This is a genomic window from Peptoniphilus koenoeneniae (genome assembly GCF_030812875.1).
GTDB classification, from domain to species: domain Bacteria; phylum Bacillota; class Clostridia; order Tissierellales; family Peptoniphilaceae; genus Peptoniphilus_B; species Peptoniphilus_B koenoeneniae.
Window position 1 is genome coordinate 158,968 of record NZ_JAUSTN010000002.1, and the last position, 21,303, is coordinate 180,270.

At 30.8% G+C, this 21,303-nt stretch carries 14 protein-coding genes and 1 tRNA gene; 2 read left to right on the top strand and 13 right to left on the bottom strand.

All coding sequences use genetic code 11. The features are described from left to right. Positions 1-10: 10 nt before the first annotated feature. The 6 genes from J2S72_RS02355 to J2S72_RS02380 all read right to left on the bottom strand — a co-directional run bounded on the left by J2S72_RS02355 (position 11) and on the right by J2S72_RS02380 (position 6,337). Positions 11-316, bottom strand: coding sequence for a V-type ATP synthase subunit F (locus tag J2S72_RS02355; protein ID WP_307494909.1), 306 nt, complete (start codon positions 314-316; stop codon positions 11-13). Continuing rightward, positions 316-735 carry an ATP synthase subunit C gene (locus tag J2S72_RS02360; RefSeq protein WP_307494910.1) on the bottom strand — a complete coding sequence of 140 codons (420 nt, stop codon included), beginning with the start codon at positions 733-735 and terminating at the stop codon, positions 316-318. The genes J2S72_RS02355 and J2S72_RS02360 overlap by 1 nt, the downstream gene beginning before the upstream one ends. Continuing rightward, positions 736-2,646: a V-type ATP synthase subunit I gene (locus J2S72_RS02365; RefSeq protein ID WP_307494911.1), complete on the bottom strand. Its 1,911-nt coding sequence runs from the start codon at positions 2,644-2,646 to the stop codon at positions 736-738. 5 nt (positions 2,647-2,651) lie between these two features. Then, positions 2,652-3,683: a V-type ATPase subunit gene (locus J2S72_RS02370; protein ID WP_023055558.1), complete on the bottom strand. Its 1,032-nt coding sequence runs from the start codon at positions 3,681-3,683 to the stop codon at positions 2,652-2,654. Then, complete coding sequence (locus tag J2S72_RS02375; RefSeq protein WP_023055597.1) at positions 3,680-4,000, bottom strand: hypothetical protein; 321 nt, start codon at positions 3,998-4,000, stop codon at positions 3,680-3,682. Before J2S72_RS02375 ends, J2S72_RS02370 begins: the two co-directional genes overlap by 4 nt. 165 nt (positions 4,001-4,165) lie before the next feature. After that, positions 4,166-6,337, bottom strand: a complete 2,172-nt coding sequence (locus J2S72_RS02380) for a heavy metal translocating P-type ATPase (RefSeq protein ID WP_307494912.1) — start codon at positions 6,335-6,337, stop codon at positions 4,166-4,168. A 132-nt stretch (positions 6,338-6,469) separates the two neighbouring features. Here J2S72_RS02380 and J2S72_RS02385 point away from each other — a divergent pair, with 132 nt between their 5' ends. Next, positions 6,470-7,603 (top strand): aldo/keto reductase, encoded by a 1,134-nt coding sequence (locus J2S72_RS02385; protein WP_307494913.1) that lies wholly within the window; start codon positions 6,470-6,472, stop codon positions 7,601-7,603. A gap of 38 nt (positions 7,604-7,641) precedes the next feature. Here J2S72_RS02385 and J2S72_RS02390 read toward each other — a convergent pair whose 3' ends face one another. The 4 genes from J2S72_RS02390 to uvrB all read right to left on the bottom strand — a co-directional run bounded on the left by J2S72_RS02390 (position 7,642) and on the right by uvrB (position 17,530). Next, positions 7,642-11,898 (bottom strand): 2-hydroxyacyl-CoA dehydratase, encoded by a 4,257-nt coding sequence (locus J2S72_RS02390; RefSeq protein WP_307494914.1) that lies wholly within the window; start codon positions 11,896-11,898, stop codon positions 7,642-7,644. A gap of 70 nt (positions 11,899-11,968) precedes the next feature. Then, positions 11,969-12,745: a L,D-transpeptidase gene (locus J2S72_RS02395; protein WP_023055517.1), complete on the bottom strand. Its 777-nt coding sequence runs from the start codon at positions 12,743-12,745 to the stop codon at positions 11,969-11,971. Continuing rightward, positions 12,735-15,563: an excinuclease ABC subunit UvrA gene (gene uvrA / locus J2S72_RS02400; RefSeq protein WP_023055598.1), complete on the bottom strand. Its 2,829-nt coding sequence runs from the start codon at positions 15,561-15,563 to the stop codon at positions 12,735-12,737. The genes J2S72_RS02395 and uvrA overlap by 11 nt, the downstream gene beginning before the upstream one ends. Continuing rightward, on the bottom strand, positions 15,560-17,530 hold the full coding sequence (uvrB, locus tag J2S72_RS02405) for an excinuclease ABC subunit UvrB (RefSeq protein ID WP_023055547.1): 1,971 nt from the start codon (positions 17,528-17,530) through the stop codon (positions 15,560-15,562). Before uvrB ends, uvrA begins: the two co-directional genes overlap by 4 nt. 164 nt (positions 17,531-17,694) lie before the next feature. Here uvrB and J2S72_RS02410 point away from each other — a divergent pair. Continuing rightward, positions 17,695-17,770 (top strand) — tRNA-Lys (locus J2S72_RS02410). Between the two features lie 55 nt (positions 17,771-17,825). Here the strand turns inward: J2S72_RS02410 and J2S72_RS02415 are convergent. The 3 genes from J2S72_RS02415 to uvrC form a co-directional block, all read right to left on the bottom strand. Next, positions 17,826-18,413, bottom strand: coding sequence for a hypothetical protein (locus J2S72_RS02415; RefSeq protein ID WP_307494915.1), 588 nt, complete (start codon positions 18,411-18,413; stop codon positions 17,826-17,828). Between the two features lie 134 nt (positions 18,414-18,547). Next, positions 18,548-19,474, bottom strand: a complete 927-nt coding sequence (hprK, locus tag J2S72_RS02420; RefSeq protein WP_023055484.1) for an HPr(Ser) kinase/phosphatase — start codon at positions 19,472-19,474, stop codon at positions 18,548-18,550. After that, positions 19,474-21,303, bottom strand: coding sequence for an excinuclease ABC subunit UvrC (gene uvrC / locus J2S72_RS02425; protein ID WP_023055585.1), 1,830 nt, complete (start codon positions 21,301-21,303; stop codon positions 19,474-19,476). Before uvrC ends, hprK begins: the two co-directional genes overlap by 1 nt.

A 21,303-nucleotide genomic window follows, 5' to 3' on the forward strand; every position in this document is an offset into this window, starting at 1 on the left:
CCCTCCAAAATTAAATTTTAAGTCCGATAGAGTCCTTAATATATTTAAGAATAAAATTCTTGTCTTCCAAGCCGTTTATTCCAGGAATTGTAACTATTAGAGGCAAAGTGTTTTTTATTTTAACCTTAGTAACTTCTTCTTCAATTTCATTAAAATCAGATTCAGTCAATATAATTAGGCCTATATTTTTCTTTTCTTTTGTCTCTAAAAAATTTGTTTTAAGATCGTTTTTATCCTTACAAAAAACACCGTCAATCCCACTTAATCTAAGTCCTCTTAAAACATCTCTATTTCTTGAAATCGCAAAGGAAATCATTATAATCTACCTAAAATCATAATAGAAATAATAAGTCCGTAGATTGCAATTCCTTCAGCCAAGCCTAAGAAAAGCATAGACTTTCCTAAAATCTTAGGATCTTCACTTACAGCACCTATTGCTGATGAACCTACATTGGCAACGGCAACTCCAGCTCCTAAAGCTGCAAGACCTGTTGAAAGTCCTGCTGCAATATAGCCTAAGCCTGTTCCTCCATTTCCTTCAGCTTGAGCTTGGACAAAACCAGGAACGATTGTCACTGCAACAAAAAATAAAATCGGTAAAAATCCCAAAAGATTAAATCTTAAAATTTTTCTCATCCTAACTTCATCAGCACTTGTTCCCTTATAAATGTAATAAATACCTGTTGTGATTATAGAAAGAACAAAAAGTGTAGAAACAACTAAAACTAATTCCATTTATTTTTCCTCCAATTCAATAGTGGTTGGTATAAATTCATAACCATCACCGTAATAAAATTTACTGAACATTTCATAATATTCAAGTCTTAAACTTTGTATAAATACAATTAGGCCTTCAAGACCTATGATTACTATATTTCCTATAACAAGAGAAAGTATATTTAAACCTTCATTGTTTAACATCTTTCCTATTGTTTCAAAAGCTAAAAACAAACCTACGTGGTTTATGGCAAAAGCTCCAACTCTTATAAAAGAAATAATATTTGAAACAATACTCAAAACTCCTTCAAGGAGAGAGAAAACCGCTTCAATATAGTAGCCTTCTTCAATTTTATGAGGCTTTTTCGTTATAAGAGATAGGATTTGCTTTTTAAATACCATTGATAAAAGTGATAAAACAATTATTATCACCGCTATTTTTGTTGGTATTAAAGTTTTTTTCAATAGGGGACCACAGGCCAAATTAATTACCATTAAAAAAACTATAAAACCTGCTAGGCCTTCTTTTCCAAAAATAGCTTCTTCCAAATCATTAAAATTAAACTTGTTTATAAAGCCTACAAAATATGAGATTAAAAGAAATATAAGGCCTACAAGTATGGCACTCATAAGACTTGTATTTATATTACTGAAAGGTCTCATAAATATTGCTGGTATAATACTTTCCATTCCGAAAACGGATCCGTATAAAAATCCGAAAATTGTAGATGCAATTCCAAGTCTTTTTAAAAGTCCGCCAAAGTCTTTATTTTTTATTAAAAATCCCGCCATGAAAAATACAAGCCCCTGACCTACATCTCCGAACATGGCTCCGAATAAAAACATATATGTTACCGCAAATAAAAAAGTTGGATCTTTTTCTTTATAATTTGGTACTCCGTACATTTTAATCAGTAGCTCAAAGGGCCTTGCGAAAAAAGAATTTTTAAGCTTTGTAGGTGGTGTAACATTATCTTCTTCAGGCGATCTCTCTTTTATGACAATATCTTTATAAGAAGTTAAAATTTCTTTTAGCTTTGGAATATCTCTTTCTGCTATCCACCCGGACATATAAAAATATTTGTTACTCCTTGCCATAAAATGTTTCACTTCTTCAATTCTGTCCTTTAAAAACATTGAAACAATATGGCTTTCAATTTTAACTTTGTTTTCTCTTAAAAAATTATCTCTTTTTTCTAAAATTTCTTTTTTTCTTTTGGTTAAATCTTCTTCCTGTTTGTCAAGTTCTCCTAAAATCTCTTTGGCAGTACCCTTGCTCTTTCCAAGAATTTCAACATCTTGCCAATTTAAGCTTTTTAAAATTCTGTCAATTTCATTTGTAACTTCTTTTGGATAAATCGCAAGATAAACTTCACCGTCATCGCTTGTTGCAGTATGAAAAATTACAGCAAGAATATTTCCATAATTTTTCTTTAAACGAAACCTTGCTTCCTTATCTAAAATTCCAAACCTTACATTGAAAAAATCTAAATTTGATAAATCCGAGAGGTCAATTTGAACATTCTTAAACAAATCGTAATTATTTTTTATTCCTCTCACTCTTTTTAAATCTCCATCAATTTTTTGAATTTCATCAATATCTCTATTTATATCTTCAAAAAAACTGTCGGTATCTTCTAAAAGTTCTCCCTTATCATAATAATCACTTAAATCTTTTATTTTGAAAAAATCCATAAGCTTTTCAGCTTGTTTTGAACGAATTTCAGAATTTTCATCTCTTTCAAAAGAACTTATATGACTAAGTTCTATAGTCCTTTCCAGGTTTTGTTCATTTTCCAAGCTGTAATTAAAAGCGTTATTTTCTATTTCCAATTGCGCATTTATTATATTAACCATTTTAGACTTTAAAATCTGAGCGATAACCTGATCCATTTCGGATAAGTCTCCCGCCAGATTTATAATTTTCATTTTTTCTACAGCCAAATTTGTTCACTTCCTTTGTAACTTCTAACAAGATAGTTAAGAGATCTATCCAGACTCATATTAAATCTTCTACTTTCCATAACTGAAGTTAAATCTTTAATTTCATAATTTAAAAGCAAAATAAAAGCCATAAATTTTGAAAAATCACTATTCTTCAAAAAATCACTCTTAGCTAAATAATAAATATACCTGTTATTTCTTCTGTCCATATATATGTCGGTATAAGTTCCATCAAACAAAAATTTATAGGGTCCTGATTTTATTTTTTCTACAAATTTATCAAGACTTGAGTATGAAAGATCTTTTAAATCGTCAAAGCTTAAATAATGACCTCCCAAAACTGTAAAGTTAATAAGTTCTTCTGGAGAAAGATCATAATATTTAAGACCTCTGTAAATCCAAATAATGTTTAAAAGATCTATCCTGATTCCAAGAAGCTCCAAGGCTGGTTTTTTATTTTGCCTGTCAAAATTTTTTACCAAATTGAATAATTTTGTATAAAAAAACTTGTCCAAATTCATTTCCATATAAAAAAGAACAATGTCATCTTTTTCATCGGCATAGGGTTTTAAAATCTTTACAAATTCTTTATTTTTTATTTTTCCTATAAAATCTGCAATTGAAGAATTATTTTTTATATCATAATCCCTATAATTAAGAGTAATTAGCCTTGATTCCAGTGTTCTTGCTCCATCGCCTATTTTTAAAGTTCTGAGAATTTTCTTTATATCCATAATGGTAAACTCATTTAAAAGTTCCAGAGCAAATTCCCTATAGACTCCTTTAAAATATTTGCTTAATTTTTTTATTGTATTTATTCTATAGACCTGAAGTTTTTTTTCGGCTTCAAAAGAGTCTTCGTCTCCATCAAAAATAAAAGATAAACTTGTATTTTTTAAATATTCAATGATTTGACTTACACTGTTAAGCCTTGCCATATTTATATAATCTTCATCCTTTAAAAATTTTGATGCCATGGCGCTCATTTTTGCATTAACTGCATTAAATTCACCTATAATCATTTTTCCACCGATAAGATAAATTTATTAAAGGCCTCTTTTAAAAGCTTTTCTTTTTTTTCTTCATAAATAGTGTCTATTTCATCTATTTTCTTTTTATTTTCACTAAGTCTTTTATTCGCCTCTTCCTGTCCATTTTTAATTATTTCATCGTACTTTTCATTGGCCTCTTTTGTTGCTTCTTCATTAATTTTAGATTCCATTTCAATTAAATTTTTTTTGCTTTCTTCCCTTATGCTTTTAATTTTTTCTTCGGTTTCTTTAATTAACTGAGAAGTTTTCTTGTCTATACTTATAATGCTTTCAATTGTTTCTTTCATCTAATCCCTTCTTTCCCCTAAGTATTTAAAAATTAGATTACAGTTTTATTTTACCCAATTTTTATAAAACTTTATAAGGGTTCAATGAATATCATTATAAACTTAAAAATAAAAAAGTAAAATTTAAAAAAACTGACAAGAAATATTCTTGTCAGTTTATAAAATTTATTTTATTTTTAAAGCTCTGAGAGAATTTAAAATGGCTATTAAAGTAACTCCCGTATCTGCAAAAACGCCTGCCCACATTGTAGCAAAACCTAAAGCTCCAAGAATCAAAACTATTAATTTTACTACAATAGCAAAAATTATATTTTGATTTACTATTTTTGAAGTTCCTTTAGAAATTTTAATTCCCTTTGTTATTTTATTTAATTCATCAGTCATTATTACAACGTCTGATGCTTCAATAGCAATGTCACTTCCTATCTTACCCATGGAAATTCCCACATCACTTAAAGCAAGAACAGGACTATCGTTAACTCCATCTCCTACAAAGGAAACATTTCCATTATTAGATTTTTTAATTTTTTCAAACTCCTTAACCTTGTCTAAGGGAAGGAGTCCCCCTTTTACAAAATCTATTCCTACAAGTTTTCCGAATTCTTGTGCGCTTTCTTCCGTGTCTCCTGAAAGCATATAAGTTTTTATTTTTAATTTTTTCAATTTTTCAATAAAACTTTTTGCTTCAGGTTTTACTATGTCAGATACGAGAATCATACCTATCACATTACCATCAACGGAAATATAAACCTGAGTTCCACTTCCCTCAGCTTTTTTATTAACTAAAGAGGCATTTCCAACTAAAACTTTTTTACCTTTGTAGGTGTAACTTATTCCCTTGCCTGAAATTTCTTTAAAATTTTCAGGCACTTCATTTATTTCTCCATATTTATTTTTAATAGCCTTTGCTATAGGGTGGTTTGAACCTTGTTCCCCAAGGGCTGCAAGTTCCAAAACTTCTTCTTCAGAATAATTTTCAAAAGTTTTTATTTGTGAAACTTCAAAAACTCCCTTTGTAATTGTTCCTGTTTTATCAAAAACCATTACTTCAATATTTTTTAAAGCTTCAAGATAATTTCCACCTTTAACAAATATTCCTGATCTTGATGCTGCTCCTATTCCTCCAAAAATTCCAAGAGGAACTGAAATAATAAAGGCACAAGGGCACGATAAAACTAAAAACAAAGCTCCACGATAAACTGCTTCCTTAAATTCAATGTTAAAAATTTTCGGTCCTAACAAAAGCATTAGTAAAGATATTAAACATACAATTGGAGTATAAACCCTTGAAAATTTTGTAATTGTTTTTTCAACGGAAGCTTTTTTTGAGCCTGCATTCTCTACTAAATCAATTATTTTTGCTATACTTCCTTCTGCATAAGCTTTTGTAACTTCTATTTGCAAAATGCTTCCTGTATTTATTGAACCGGAATGGATTTCATCTCCAACATTAACTTTTACAGGAAGGGATTCTCCTGTTAAGTTTGAAGTGTCTATAAAAGATTGTCCTTCTCTTACTATCCCTTCAAGGGCAACTTTTTCACCAGGCTTTACAATAATTATTTCTCCAGGCTTTACTTCTTCAGGTGCAACTTTTATAAAGTTCTCTCCTCTTAACACATTGGCAAAATCAGGTTTTAGTTCAAGCATTGCCTTAATATTTTTTCTGCTTTTTTCAAGAGCCATATCTTCAAAAAGTTCACCTATGTTGTAAAATAACATAACTGCTAAAGCTTCAGGATATTCTCCGATTAAAATTGCAGCAATTGTTGCAAGACTCATTAGAAAATTTTCATCAAAGATTTCTCCACGTCCTATATTCTTTATTGCTTTTAAAAGAACATGATATCCTAAGGCAAAATAAAGGCCTATAATTATATAATTTTCATAAGAAAGAGGCTCCATAAAAAATCCCTTTAATAAAAATAAAAAAGAAACTATATAGATTCCAATTTTATAGGGGCTTATTTTTTCTTCCTCGTCTTCTTCTATTTGGTCTTTATCTATTTTTTCTATATCTTCGATTACTTCAACATCTCTTTCAAATTTTTTTACAGAGGCTTCAACGGCATTTTTTAAACTTTCTTGTCCCCTATGTAAAAGAGATAATTTCTGATTTGAAAAATTATAGTCTAAATCCACAACTCTTTGATTCTTTTTTATATCATCTATGATTTTTGCAGTGCAGTTAGGGCAATTTAAGCCCTTTAAAATGAAAGAGGATTTAAAAATTTCTTCATTGTTTTGAGTTTTTAAGTTTTCTAAATTTTTTTCACTAATATTCGAGCTTCTTTTACTCAGCTTTTTTATATTTTTATTATTAATTGTTTTAATCATTTTAAGACTTTCCTCCTTTTTCAATATGAACGATTATTCATACATTCATATTAAGTCCTAGTTTTTTATTTGTCAATGCTTTTCCTGAAAAGTTTTTTATTTTGGGTTAGAATCTTTATAGAGGTGATATATTTGTGCAAAAAATTTGGTAATAAAAAATTAGGATTTGGACTTATGAGGCTTCCTCAAAATAAAACTGATAAAAAAGATTTATCGGAAGACAAGGTAAATTTTGAAGAAGTTTCAAAAATGGTGGATTATTTTTTAGAAAATGGTTTTAATTATTTCGACACTGCCCATGGATATCACTGCGGACTAAGTGAAATTGCAGTTAAAAATTGCTTAACTTCTCGTCATAAACGTGAAGAGTATATTCTTACAAATAAACTTACAGCCCCTTATTTTAATAATCAGGAAGAAATTTATAAATTTTTTAATGAACAACTTAAAATTTGTGGTGTAGAATATTTTGACAATTATTTAATACATTCTGTTTCTAAAAATAATTACAAAAAATTTTTAGACTGCAAGGCCTTTGAAAGTCTTGTAGATTTAAAAAATAAAGGTCTTATAAAACATATAGGTATGTCTTTTCACGACTCCCCTGAACTTTTAGATGAAATTTTAAAAGCTCATCCAGAGCTGGAAATGGTACAAATTCAATTTAATTATATTGATTTTGAAGACGAAAAAATTAAAGCAAAAGAAAATTACGAAGTTATAAGAAAATATAATAAAGATATTATCGTTATGGAACCTGTTAAAGGTGGAAAACTTACAAATCTACCTAAGGAAGCTGAAAATATTTTTTCTGAACTTTCCAATTTTTCACCGGCAAGTTATGCTATAAGATATGCAGCAAGCTTTGATGGGGTTAAAATGGTTCTTTCAGGCATGAGCAGCTTTGAACAAATGAAAGACAATATGACTTTTATGACAAACTTTGAAAAGCTTGAAGAAAAAGATTATAAAGTAATTGAAAAAGTTGTAAAAATCTTAAAAAATATTGATCAAGTTCCCTGTACATTTTGTGAATATTGTCTTGAAGGATGCCCAAAAAATATTTTTATTCCTAAATTAATTGAGCTTTATAATTCTCACTTAATTTATCCTGAAGCAGACTATTCTCACGATTATGAACTTGCAACAAGAAGTTCTGGAAAGGCTGGAGATTGCATTAAGTGTAAAAAATGCGAAAAAATTTGTCCTCAACAAATTTATATAACTCAGGTCCTTGAAAAAATAAGTTCTGAATTTGAAAACTAAAAAAATAAAAAAAGAGGAAGTTTAAAAACTTCCTTTTTTTACTTAAATTTAATTTTTCTTTTTTTCTTTTCTTGTTTTATCACTTTGCCTTCTATTTTTTCCAAATTTTTATTTGCCATGGAAAGCATAAGTTTGATTCTGTTAAATTGATTTACTTCGCTTGCTGATGCATCAAAGTCTATGGGAACTATATTTACATCACTGTAGTTATTTCTTATTGCCTTTATTACGCCTTTTCCTGTTATATGGTTTGGAAGACATCCAAAGGGTTGAACACAAACAATATTTTTTACTCCATGTTCAATTAAATCAACCATTTCTCCCGTTAGAAGCCATCCTTCTCCATATTGATTTGAAAGACTTACATATTCATTTGCATAGGACATTATTGTTTTAATTTTTTCAGGAACTGGGTAACGGGAATCTTTTAAAAATTCTCTTACTATATTTCTGTAAATGTCTATATATTTTACTCCCAGGTTTCCTAAAAATCCCGCAAATCTTGATTTCGAAAGCTCTTTCGCTTTTATTTGAGAGTTTTTAAATCCATATAAAATAAAATCCGTTAAGTCTGATATTACCGCTTCTGCTCCTTCTTCTTCAAGTTTATCTATTAGATGATTATTTGCAGCTGGTAAATATTTTACAAGTATCTCTCCCACAATGCCAACTTTTGGTTTAACTTCATCATTAATTTCAAGTCTTGAAAAATCTCTTATCATTGAACTTACATTGGCTCTAAATCTGTTTATGTCAAAGGATTTTTCCTTTTGAATTTTTTCAATCCAATTTTCCAGTAAGATATTTGATGAGCCTTTTATCATTTCATAAGGTCTTGTTGCGTGAAGAAGTCTGCTTAAAAGGTCTCCGTACTGCATTGTAATTATTAATTTTCTAAAAAGTTTTATTATATGGCTTTTAGGAAGTTTTATTCCCGGATGATTTTCTATTCCTTGGAAGGATAGGGCTAAAACCGGAACATGTCCATAACCTGCATCTTTTAATGCTTTTCTTATTAAGCCTACATAGTTTGATGCTCTACAAGCTCCTCCTGTTTGAGATATTAACAAAGTTAAATTATCTGTATCGTATTTTCCACTTTTTACTGCATCCATAAATTGACCTACAACAAATGTTGTGGGATAACAAGCATCGTTATTTACATATTTAAGCCCTTCATTCACAACTTTGCTGTCAACTCTTTCAAGAAGTTCTAAATTAAAACCTTCTTCTTTGAGAATGGATGCAAATAACTTAAAGTGAATAGGTGCCATTTGCGGCATTAAAATCGTATGATTTTTTTTGTTTTCTTGAGTAAATAAGACCGGTTCAAATTTATATTTTTTGTTTACTTTTACTAGTTTTCTGTTTTCAACTGTTTCAAGCAAAGATCTTATTCTTATTTTTATTGCCCCTAAATTACTTACTTCATCAATTTTTAAAACAGTATGAATTTTATTGTAGGATTTTAAAATTTCATTAACTTGATCTGTTGTTATGGCATCTATGCCGCAGCCGAAACTATTAAGTTGAACCATTTCAAGGTTTTCACTTTTTCCTACAAATTTTGCTGCCCTATATAATCTTGCATGGTAGGTCCATTGATCAAGGACTCTTAAGGATCCGTCAGTATCCGTAAGACCTGCTATGCTGTCCTCAGATAAAACTGCAAGTCCAAGAGATGTTATAAGTTCAGGTATTCCGTGATTTATTTCAGGATCGATGTGATATGGTCTTCCTGCAAGAACTATTCCTCTTTTTTTGTTTTTCTTAAGATATTTAAGGGCATTTATTCCTTGAAGTTCAACATCATATCTATATAAGTCCTGTGCCTTATATCCCGCTCTTACAGCTTCTCTTATTTCATTTACAGGTATATTTGTAAAAACATCTGCCATTCTTTTTTCAAGTTTTTTTCTGTCTGCAAAGGATATAAAAGGATTTAAAAATTTTACATTTTCATTTTTTATATTTTCAACATTATTTTTTATTACTTCACTATAGCCTGCAACGACAGGACAATTTAAATTGTTGTTTTGATTGTGAAATTCCTTTTCTTCATAAAAAACTCCAGGATAAAAAATAAATTTTATTCCTTTTTTTATTAAATTTTCAATGTGACCATGACTTATTTTAGCAGGATAACAAGCTGTTTCTGATGTTATTGATTCAATACCTTCTTCATAAGTTTTTCTTGTAGACTCATCGGATAAAACAACATTAAATCCCAAGGTTTCAAAGAAATCATGCCAGAAAGGATAATTTTCATACATGTTTAAAACTCGAGGTATGCCTACTTTTCCCCTTCTTCCGTCACTAAATTCTTTTAAATTAAAAAGTCTTTCGTATTTATACTTATATAAGTTTGGAATTTCTACATCTGATTTTATAGAAAGACCTGAGCCTCTTTCACATCTGTTACCTGAAATATATCTCTTATTATTTGGAAATATGTTAACTCTTAATGCACAATTATTTGTACATCTTCCGCATTTTGCATCCATAGTTTTGTAAGTAAATTTTTTCAAATCTTCAAAAGATATAATTGTCGATTTTTCTTTTGCTCTTTCCTTGGATATAAGGGCCATTCCAAAAGCACCCATCAACCCTGAAATAGATGGTCTCGTAGCATTTCTTCCCGTTATTATTTCAAAAGCTCTTAAAACTGCATCACTTAAAAATGTTCCTCCTTGAACCACAATATGTTGTCCAAGTTCTTTAGGGTCTCTGATTTTTATTACTTTTTGAATTGCATTTCTTATTACAGAAAATGCTAGACCTGCGGAAATATCTTCAAGGCTTGCCCCTTCTTTTTGTGCCTGTTTTACATTTGAATTCATAAATACTGTACAGCGGCTTCCTAAGTCTACAGGATTTTTAGATTTTAAAGCTTCTTTAGAAAATTCTTCAGCAGTCATATTTACGCTTCTTGCAAAAGTTTCAAGAAAAGATCCACAACCTGAAGAACATGCTTCATTTAATAAAATTGATTCTATTATTCCATTTTCAATTTTCATGCTCTTCATATCTTGTCCACCAATATCAATTACAAAATCAACATCAGGTTCAAAGAATTTTGCAGCCTTAAAATGAGCAATAGTTTCAACTTCTCCAAAGTCCAAATTAAAAGCAGCTTTTAAAAATTCCTCTCCATAACCTGTGGAGCCACTGGATTTAATTATGGATTTTGGGTTTTTGTTTTCATAGATATAAAGGAGTTGATCTAAAATAATTTTTAGTGGATCTCCCTTGTTTGAACTGTAATATGAATATAAAAGCTCATTGTCTTCGCTTATGAGCACAAGTTTTGAAGTTGTTGATCCTGAATCAATTCCAAGATACATATTTCCCTCATAGCTTTTAAAATCTCTTGATTTTATCCTTTTTATGCTATGACTTTTTCTGAAATTTTCTAAATCTTCTTCATCTTTAAAAAGAGGCTTTAATTTATTTTCCTTGCTGACAATATTTTCTCTTTCTTCATTAACTTTTTTATAAAGTTCTTTGAAAGTTATGATTTCAGAATCAATACCTGAAAGAGCTGCCCCTATTGCAACAAAAATTTCTGAATTTTCAGGAATAATTATTTCATCATCTTTTAAATTTAAAGTTTCAATAAATCTTTCTCTAAGCATGGGCAGAAAATGAAGAGGTCCTCCTAAAAAGGCGATATGTCCTCTTATAGGCCTGCCACAGGCAAGATTTGAAATTGTTTGATTTACAACTGATTGAAAAACTGAAACTGCTATATCTTCTTTGCTTGCCCCTTGATTAATCAGAGCTTGAATATCTGTTTTTGCAAAAACACCACACCTGGAGGCTATGGGATAAATTTTTTTATAATTTTTTGCAAGCTCATTAAGTCCAGAGCTGTCTGTTCTTAGAAGTGTTGCCATTTGATCTATAAATGCACCAGTTCCTCCCGCGCAAATAGAATTCATTCTCTGCTCAAGGCTTCCTCTTAAATATGTTATTTTTGAATCTTCTCCACCTAATTCAATTGCAATATCTGTTTTAGGTATAAATTTTGAAATTGCTAGAGTTCCCGCAACAACTTCCTGAATAAATTCAATATCGAAAATTTGATTGACCCAAAGCCCTCCTGAACCTGTTACATTTATAGTTACATAGTCCTTTGAAAATAATTTATATGCATCAGTAATTACTTGTCTTACGGTTAATTTTACATCAGAAAAATGACGCCTGTAAGTTGAGTATAAAATGTTTAGGTTTTCATCTAAAGCCACTAATTTAACAGTTGTTGAACCTACATCAAGTCCAAGATTTATAATCATCCTTTTATTCCTCCTGTATATTTAACATTATACCCAAAAAAAGAACTTCAATTAAATGAAGTTCAAAATTTTAATATTCCAAAAGTTCTCCAGAAATATATTCTTTTTCTTTTTCAGTCCCTAAATTTTTGTCGTTGCTATTTTGAACTTGAGCTTCTGTATTTTTATCAACAAATTCAAAATATTGGGCAATTCCCCAACTGTTAAGTTCCTCATCGGTTCCTAAATATACCGGCATACCTACTTTTGAATTTGGAAAAATATAATTTTCTATGTCATAATTAAACATTCTTACACAACCATTTGAAACATATCTTCCTATTTCATGAGGTTTTATAGTTCCATGTATGCCATATCCGCTAAAGTTTTGTAAATTTAAACCCATCCATCTTTCTCCAAGGGGATTTTTAGGATCATCAGAACTTGTAGGTTTATATTTTCCTCCCATTCCTCCCCATGCAGGATTCATGTGCTTATTTTTAATTTTACCAATCGCTGAAGGGGTTGGAGTTTTACTTGTTCCAACTGCCACCGGAAATTTATATTTAACTTTATCTCCTGTATACATGGTTAAAATTCTTTTTGATTTGTTTACAACTATCCAGTTCCCATCAGTTGGTGCTTTTACATAATCTCTTACTCTTACATTTTCATTGTATAGAACTTTTTTTGTATTATCATCTATTCTTCCTGTTACAGGAACATTTAAAGTTGCCTGAAATTTTTTTATTTCGGCAATTCGGCTTGCCCCTTTTAAATTCATAAAATTATTAGGTCTTGTATAAGCAAATATTGTGCCTGGCAAAAGAGAAACAACAAGTCCCAATATTAAAAATTTATTTTTCATTACTTTCACCTAAAACTTTCTTTAAAAACTTTCCTGTCCATGAATTTTTATTTTTTGCGATTTCTTCCGGTCTTCCTTGGGCGACAATTTGTCCTCCCCCATCTCCACCTTCAGGACCTAAATCTATAATGTGGTCTGCTGTTTTTATAACATCAAGATTGTGTTCAATAACAACAACTGTGTTTCCTCTTTCTACAAGCTTTTCTAAAACTTTAATAAGCATATGAATATCTGCTGTGTGAAGTCCTGTTGTAGGTTCATCTAAAATATATATTGTTTTTCCTGTAGCTTGTTTAGATAATTCCGTAGCAAGTTTTACCCTTTGAGCCTCTCCTCCGGAAAGTTGAGTTGAAGGTTGACCTAATTTTATATAACCAAGACCTACATCTTTTAAAGTTTTTAATTTTTTTACAAGTCTGGGATGATTTTCAAAAAATTCCAAAGCTTCTTCAACAGTCATATCTAAAACTTGGGAAATATTTTTCCCCTTATATTCAACTTGTAAGGTTTCTCTATTATACCTCATTCCCTTGCAAACTTCACATGGAACATATACATCTGGTAAAAAATGCATTTCAACTTTTATAATTCCATCACCCTTACAGGCTTCGCAACGGCCTCCCTTAACATTAAAAGAAAATCTGCCTTTTTTATATCCTCGCATTTTTGCTTCATTTGTCATGGCAAAAATATCTCTTATTATGTCAAAAGTTCCTGTATAAGTTGCAGGATTTGAACGCGGTGTCCTTCCAATAGGACTTTGATCTATATTTACAACCTTATCAATAAATTGAAGACCTTCTATTTTCTCATATTTTCCCGGCTTTATCCTTGATTTGTTTATATTTTGAGCAAGGGCCTTATATAAAATTTCATTAATGAGAGAAGATTTTCCACTTCCGGAAACTCCCGTAACGCATAAAAATTGTCCCAAGGGAAATTCAACATCAATATTTTTTAAATTATTTTCCTTAGCTCCAATTATTTTTAAACTTTCCTCTTTGTAGGGTCTTCTTTCTTTAGGCACCTCAATTTTTTTCTTTCCTGATAAATATTGACCAGTAATAGAATCTTCCACTTTTTCAATATCTTCTATGGAACCCTGAGCGACTATATGACCGCCGTTAATTCCTGCCCCTGGTCCAATATCAACTATCATGTCAGCAGCCCTCATAGTGTCCTCGTCGTGCTCTACAACTATTAATGTGTTGCCTAGGTCCGTTAAATCTCTAAGGGCAGATAAAAGTTTATCATTATCCCTTTGATGAAGTCCTATAGAAGGTTCGTCAAGAACATATAAAACTCCAACTAAATGAGAGCCTATTTGAGTTGCCAGTCTTATTCTCTGTGCTTCACCACCAGAAAGAGTACCTGCCATTCTTGAGAGGGTTAAATATTCAAGACCCACTTTTTGTAAAAAGCCAAGCCTTTCTTTAATTTCTTTAACTAATTGTCTTGCTATTATTTGTTCTTTTTCAGAAAGTTTTATTTCATCAAAAAATTTAAGAGCCTTGGAAATTGAAAGATCTGTGAGTTCAAAAATATTCAAACCATTAACCTTAACTGACAGTGATGCCTCTTTCAGCCTTTTTCCATGACAAGTGGGACAGGGTTCATCGCTCATAAATTCAGCTATTCTTTCAATTATCCTGTCTGAACTTGTTTCAATGTATCGTCTTTTTAAATTTCTTACTACCCCTTCCCAACTGCCTCTGAAATCTTTTAACCCTGAAAACATTGAATCAAATTTAAAAGAAATAATTTTATTAGATCCATATAAAATAGCATCAATAAGTTCTTTGGGAGCATTTTTTATAGGCTCTTTAATGGAAAAATGAAAAGCTTTAGCAAGGGCTTTAAAAGTTTCCATGTAATAAGTTCCATCATTATTTGTATAAGCAGCTATAGCTCCATCAGCGATGGATAAATCTTTGTTGGGAATAATTAAATCCGGATCAGGTTCCTTTGAAAAACCCAATCCCTTACAATCGGGACAAGCTCCTAAAGGAGAATTAAAAGAAAAAGACCTTGGCGTAATTTCTTCAATGACAATTCCGCAATCTGGACAGGCAAGTTTTGTTGAAAAAGTAAATACCTCTCCATCAAGGACTTGAACATTTACAAGACCTCCTGAAAGTCCCACTGCAAGCTCAAGAGAATCTGTAAGTCTGCTTTGGCTTCCCTCTTTTATAATAATTCTATCTACAACAACACTTATATCGTGTTTTATATTTTTATCAAGTTCAATATTTTCAGACAGCTCGTGAGTTTCTCCATCGATTACAACTCTTACATAGCCATCTTTCAAAATCTTTTCTAAAACTTTTTTATGACTGCCCTTTCTCTGTCTAATGATGGGCGCAAGGACCATAAGCCTTGTTCTTTCCGGCAATTGGCTTAAATCATCCACCATTTGATCTATTGTGTAGGAAGTTATTTCCTTGCCACATTTAGGACAATAAGGATGCCCAACCCTTGCATATAAAAGTCTCAAATAATCATAAATTTCCGTTACAGTTCCCACTGTAGAACGGGGATTTTTACTTGTAGTTTTCTGATCAATAGAAATAGACGGACTTAAACCATCAATATATTCCACATCAGGTTTGTCCATCTGTCCTAAAAATTGTCTTGCGTAAGAAGATAAGCTTTCCACATATCTCCTTTGGCCTTCAGCATAAATAGTATCAAAGGCAAGAGAAGACTTGCCACTTCCTGAAAGTCCTGTAAAAACAATAAATTTATTTCTTGGAAGAGTAAGATCAATATTTTTTAAATTATGTTGTCTTGCTCCCTTTATAACAATATTTTCGTTCAATCAATCACCATCTTTTGTAACTGGGAAATCTTATCCCTAATTTCAGCAGCTCGCTCAAAATTAAGCTCTTCTGCACATTTATACATTTCCATTTTTAAAGCTTCAATCATAGAATTCAGTTCATCAATTGAAATATCATCATCAACTTCAAAACTCTTCTTATCTTCAGCCGCTATAGTGTTAGCAATAACATCCCTTATATCTTTAACAATAGACTTTGGAGTAATGCCATGTTCAATATTATATTTATTTTGAATTTCTCTTCTTCTGTTAGTTATATCAATAGTTACTCCCATAGATTTTGTAATAGAGTCTGCATACATTATAACCTTTCCGTCAACATTTCTTGCAGCCCTTCCGGAAGTTTGAATAAGAGAAGTTTCACTTCTTAAAAATCCTTCTTTATCAGCATCTAAAATTGCAATCAAACTTACCTCCGGTAAATCCAGCCCCTCCCTAAGTAAGTTTATGCCAACTAATACATCATATACCCCAAGTCTTAAATCTCTAATAATTTTCATTCTTTCAATAGTATCAACATCCGAGTGCATATAAGTAACCTTTATTCCCAGTTCCTTAAAATATTTTGTCAGATCCTCTGCCATTCTTTTAGTTAAAGTAGTTATTAAAGTCCTCTCTTTTTTCTCAGTCCTAAGATTAATTTCCTTTATAAGGTCGTCAATTTGATTTTTAATAGGTCTCACTTCAATAATAGGGTCTAAAAGTCCCGTAGGTCTTATGATTTGTTCCACAAAATTTTCTTCATGTTCCTTTTCGTAAGGACCAGGAGTAGCAGAAACATAAATACATTGATTCATCATGCCCTCAAACTCATCAAACTTTAAAGGTCTGTTGTCAAGAGCCGAAGGAAGTCTAAAACCATAATCTACAAGAGTTTGTTTTCTTTGCCTATCTCCATTATACATACCTCTAATTTGAGGAATTGTAGCATGGGATTCATCAATAATTGTAATAAAATCCTTGGGAAAATAATCAATTAAAGTATAGGGTCTCGACCCAGGAGCACGACCAGAAAGATGCCTTGAATAATTTTCAATTCCATTACAAAAGCCCATTTCTTTTAACATTTCAAGATCATACCTTGTTCTTTGCTCCAATCTTTGAGCTTCAAGAAGTTTTTCTTGACCCTTAAGCTCCCTTAGTCTTTCTTCCAGCTCCTCTTCAATAGTAACAATGGCCCTTTCAACTTTTTCAAATCCAGTAACAAAGTGAGAAGCAGGATAAATTGCAATATGATTTCTATATCCAATAACCTGTCCAGTTAAAGCATTAATTTCAGTAATCCTGTCAACCTCATCTCCGAAAAACTCAATTCTTATAGAATTTTCAGAAGAATTTGCAGGAAAAACTTCAAGAGAATCTCCTCTGACTCTAAAAGTTCCCCTTTCAAAATTTATATCATTTCTAACATACTGAATATCTACAAGCTTTGACATAACTTCATTTCTATCTTTAATCATGCCTGGCCTTAAAGAAACAACTAAATTTTCATAATCAATAGGATCCCCAAGACCATATATACAAGACACAGAAGCAACAATAATTACATCTCGTCTTTCAAAAAGAGACATTGTAGCAGAGTGCCTAAGCTTATCTATTTCATCATTAATTGAAGCATCCTTTTCAATAAATAAATCAGAACCAGGAACATAAGCTTCCGGTTGATAATAATCATAATAACTTACAAAATATTCAACGGAATTTTCAGGAAAAAATTCCTTAAACTCGCTGCAAAGTTGATAAGCGAGAGTTTTATTGTGGGCAATAACAAGAGTCGGTCTTTGAACTTTTTCAATAATATTTGCCATAGTAAAAGTCTTACCGGAACCTGTAACTCCAAGAAGGGTTTGATGTTTATAATTTTTTTCAAGTCCCCTTACAAGACCCTCAATAGCTTGAGGCTGATCTCCTGTAGGTTTAAATTTAGAATGTATTTTAAAATCCATTTTTCCCTCCCTCTTTTTAACTCTAAGATACAATTACAATTGTATAAGAAAATGAACAAACGTTCAAGAAAATAAAAAATTTTTACAAAGATAAAATGATTTGTAAAAATTTTCTTGACTTAACCCTTCAAGTTCTTGTATAATGTACAAGTTGAATAACTTATGCACTTTTAGCTCAGATGGTAGAGCAACTGACTCTTAATCAGTGGGCCCAGGGTTCGAGTCCCTGAAAGTGCACCATGACCTTGAAATTTTATAATTTCAAGGTTTTTTTATTTTTAAATAAAAATCCCTTTTATTGAAATTTATAAAAAGCAGTTTCAAAATCGTATTTTTCTAAATCTTTTATAATATTTTCCTCTTTATCTCCATCTATTAAAAGGACTTTTCTTCCAACACTATCTTTAAAGAAAAGATTCATATCTTTTTTTTCTTTTATAAATTCCAAAACTTCTTTTTCTTCTAAGCTACAAAGTGTAAGGTCACTTTGATCGCTGATTTTGTTTTCCATACCTTTTTTTAAATTGTTTTCTTGAGAAAAATCCTTGGCTGCCTTAATAATAAAAAATTTATAATCAAAAATCCCTGAAAAATCATCAAGAGGGAGTAAGAATCTTTCTTTGCTTCCTCCTCCTAAAATTACAAGTCTTTTATATTGGGAAGATTTTAAAAACAACTTACTTGGCAAAATTATTTCTTCAATGCCAAGACCTCTTGGAGCTTCCATTCCAAATGCCGATGTAAGAATTACCGGTTCATAAACTTTAAAATCTTCAATTTTATCTTCAAGCTCTCTTGCAAAAGCAAGAGCCCTATTATCATCTATATGACCTATAAGAGAAATAAATTCTCCACCCTTTAAATTTAAAATATCTTTAAGCATATTTCCTCCTAAGTAAAATTATAACATTTTATTTAAAAAATAAATTTTTAAGCTTTGTATGTAAATTTATATCTTTAATAATAAAAAATCCCAATCTTCAATAAGTATGAAAATTGGAATTTTTTATCTTTACTTTATCTTTGATTTTTTTCTTTTCTTTGTAATATTCTTTCGTTTAAAACTTTTGCAGGATTGTAGCCAAATTGTTTTTGCTTATAAGTTTTTGCTGCAACTTCTATTATAAGAGCCGTATGACGACCAGGTTTTACGGGAATTTCATATTTTACACAATTTATTCCTAAAATATTTTCGTGCAGGTCTTCAAGACCAAGCCTTACATATTCTTTTTTTTCATCCCAGGATTCCAGATTAATAACCATCTCTATTTGAATTTTTTCCATTATGGAACCAACACCAAATAATTTTTGCACATCTATTATGCCTATTCCCCTTATTTCCATAAAGTGTTTTGTTATTTCAGGACTTCTACCTATTAAAACTCCGTCCATAGCTTTTATTATTACTGAATCATCGGAAATAAGTTTTGCCCCTTTGGATATTAAATCAAGAGCTGTTTCGCTTTTTCCAACTCCACTTTTCCCCTCTATCAATACACCTACCCCATAGACGTCTAATAAAACTCCATGAATTCTTGTTGTAGGTGCAAGCTCCATGTCTATAAAGTTGGTTATTTTATTTATTATTTTTGAAGTTTTTTCTTTTGTGCTTAAAATTGTTATGTCATATTTTTTTGCAAGGTCCAAAACCTCTTTAAATATGGAATTTCCACTTGTAAATAAAAGGGCATGAATTCCATGTTTAAAAAGTTCTTCTGTCCTTTGATATCTCAAGGAATCTGAAAATCCTTCTAAATAGTACCATTCTTGGTTACCTATTATTTGTATTCTATCCGCTTGAAATTTTTCATAAAAGCCGCTTAATTGCAGTCCAGGTCTGTTAAGTTCTCTTTCTTCCATTTGAATGTCATAAAAATCTTTTGCTTTATATATTATTTTAAGATCAATTTCTCTAACTAATTTTGACAAAGTAAAATATTCCATTATTTCCTCCAGTGCCTGTATAAATTTTCTGCTGATTTTCTGTCCATTGCCTCTACTTGTAAAAGTTCTTCAAGACTTGCCGCTTTTATTTTATCAATTGATTTAAATTTTTTCATCAATTCTTTTTTTCTTTTTGGTCCTATTCCTTTTATTCCGTCAAGTTCCGATTTAAACATATCTTTACTTCTAAGACTTCTGTGATAATTTATGGCAAATCTGTGGGCTTCTTCCTGAATTTTATAGGCTAACTTATAAATTCTCGAATCCAGTTCCACATTATATTCCCTATTTTCATAAATTATTCCCCTTGTTGTGTGAAAATCATCTTTTACAAGACCTGCAACAGGAATCTCAACTCCCAGGTCTTGTAAAACTCCCAAGGCTATGTTTACCTGACCCTTGCCTCCGTCCATAAGTATAAGGTCTGGTAAAATTGTAAAGGAATCTTTTTTATTTTCCTTTGCCCTTTTAAATCTTCTTGTTAAAACTTCTTTTAAAGATCCGTAGTCATTTATTCCTTCCACATCTCTTATTCTAAATTTTCTGTAGTCGCTTTTTTTCTTTTCTCCATCTTCAAAAACCACCATAGACCCTACTGATTCAGCTCCACTTATGTTGGAAATATCATAGGCTTCTATTCTTCTTGGATTTTCTCTTAGACCCAGCAAATCTCTTAATTCTTCAAGGGCTATTAAATTTACGTTCATTTTATTTTTATAACTTTCAGAATATTTGCTAAGCATATCCAATGCGTTTTTTTGAACCATTTGTAAAAGTTTAAGTTTTTCGCCCTTTTGAGGAACAAAAAGTTTCACCTTTCTTCCGATTTTATCTGAAAGAAATTTTTCAATAGTGGAATCTTCATCAGTTTCAAAAGGCACAACTATTTCTGAGGGAATATAGGTTGCCCCTATATAAAACTGCTTTAAAAAAGTTGAAAGGATTTCATCGTCTGATGAAACATAATAATCACTCATTAAATAATGTTCTCTGCCTATTATTTTTCCCTTTCTTATAAAAAATATTTGAACTATAATTTGGTCTGTACCCCTGGCAAAAGCTATTACATCCCTATTTTCATCAATAGCTGCCCTATCTATAATTTGTTTTTCAAGAAGAGCTTGTAAATTATTAATTTGATCCCTATAAAGGGCCGCTTTTTCAAAATCCAAATTTTTTGAAGCCATGACCATTTTTTCTTCTATTTTTGCTAAGATATTTTTACTGTGCCCCTCTAAGAAGGCACTTATTTCATCAATGGACTCTTTATATTGACCCTCATCTATATGACCCTTACAGGGGCCTTTACATTTGTCTATGAAGAAATTTAAACATGGTCTAAAGTTTAAAGGATCCTTATTTAAATTTAAATTACAATCCCTTATTTTATAAAGGTCTTTAAAAATTTCTATAGCTTCATTGACTGCCATGGCATTGGGATAGGGTCCAAAATATTTTCCCCCGTCTTTTAAAACTTTTCTAACTTTTTCAACTTTAGGAAATCTATCGTAAACTCCGATTTTTATATATGGATATTGTTTGTCATCTCTAAGAAGAATATTATATTTGGGATTGTGAGCCTTTATAAGATTTGATTCTAAAATTAAAGACTCCACTTCATTTTCCACAATTATATATTCAAAATCTTTTATGTGACTTACCATAGATTCTACTTTTCTTGTAGATTTTCCATAGGAGCCGAAATATTGGCGAACCCTTTTTTTTAAATTTTTCGCCTTGCCCACATATATTATATTGTCAAAAGAATCTTTCATAAGATAAACTCCCGGGTCATCCGGGAGCATCTTTAATTTTTCTTTTAAATCCAT

Coding starts and splice junctions, on each gene's coding strand:
- J2S72_RS02375 (WP_023055597.1), bottom strand. CDS start 4,000: ATGAAAGAAACAATTGAAAGCATTATAAGTATAGACAAGAAAACTTCT.
- J2S72_RS02360 (WP_307494910.1), bottom strand. CDS start 735: ATGGAATTAGTTTTAGTTGTTTCTACACTTTTTGTTCTTTCTATAATC.
- uvrC (WP_023055585.1), bottom strand. CDS start 21,303: ATGGATTTAAAAGAAAAATTAAAGATGCTCCCGGATGACCCGGGAGTT.
- uvrB (WP_023055547.1), bottom strand. CDS start 17,530: ATGGATTTTAAAATACATTCTAAATTTAAACCTACAGGAGATCAGCCT.
- J2S72_RS02370 (WP_023055558.1), bottom strand. CDS start 3,683: ATGATTATAGGTGAATTTAATGCAGTTAATGCAAAAATGAGCGCCATG.
- J2S72_RS02415 (WP_307494915.1), bottom strand. CDS start 18,413: ATGCTTAAAGATATTTTAAATTTAAAGGGTGGAGAATTTATTTCTCTT.
- J2S72_RS02390 (WP_307494914.1), bottom strand. CDS start 11,898: ATGATTATAAATCTTGGACTTGATGTAGGTTCAACAACTGTTAAATTA.
- J2S72_RS02395 (WP_023055517.1), bottom strand. CDS start 12,745: ATGAAAAATAAATTTTTAATATTGGGACTTGTTGTTTCTCTTTTGCCA.
- hprK (WP_023055484.1), bottom strand. CDS start 19,474: ATGGAATATTTTACTTTGTCAAAATTAGTTAGAGAAATTGATCTTAAA.
- J2S72_RS02365 (WP_307494911.1), bottom strand. CDS start 2,646: ATGAAAATTATAAATCTGGCGGGAGACTTATCCGAAATGGATCAGGTT.
- J2S72_RS02355 (WP_307494909.1), bottom strand. CDS start 316: ATGATTTCCTTTGCGATTTCAAGAAATAGAGATGTTTTAAGAGGACTT.
- J2S72_RS02380 (WP_307494912.1), bottom strand. CDS start 6,337: ATGATTAAAACAATTAATAATAAAAATATAAAAAAGCTGAGTAAAAGA.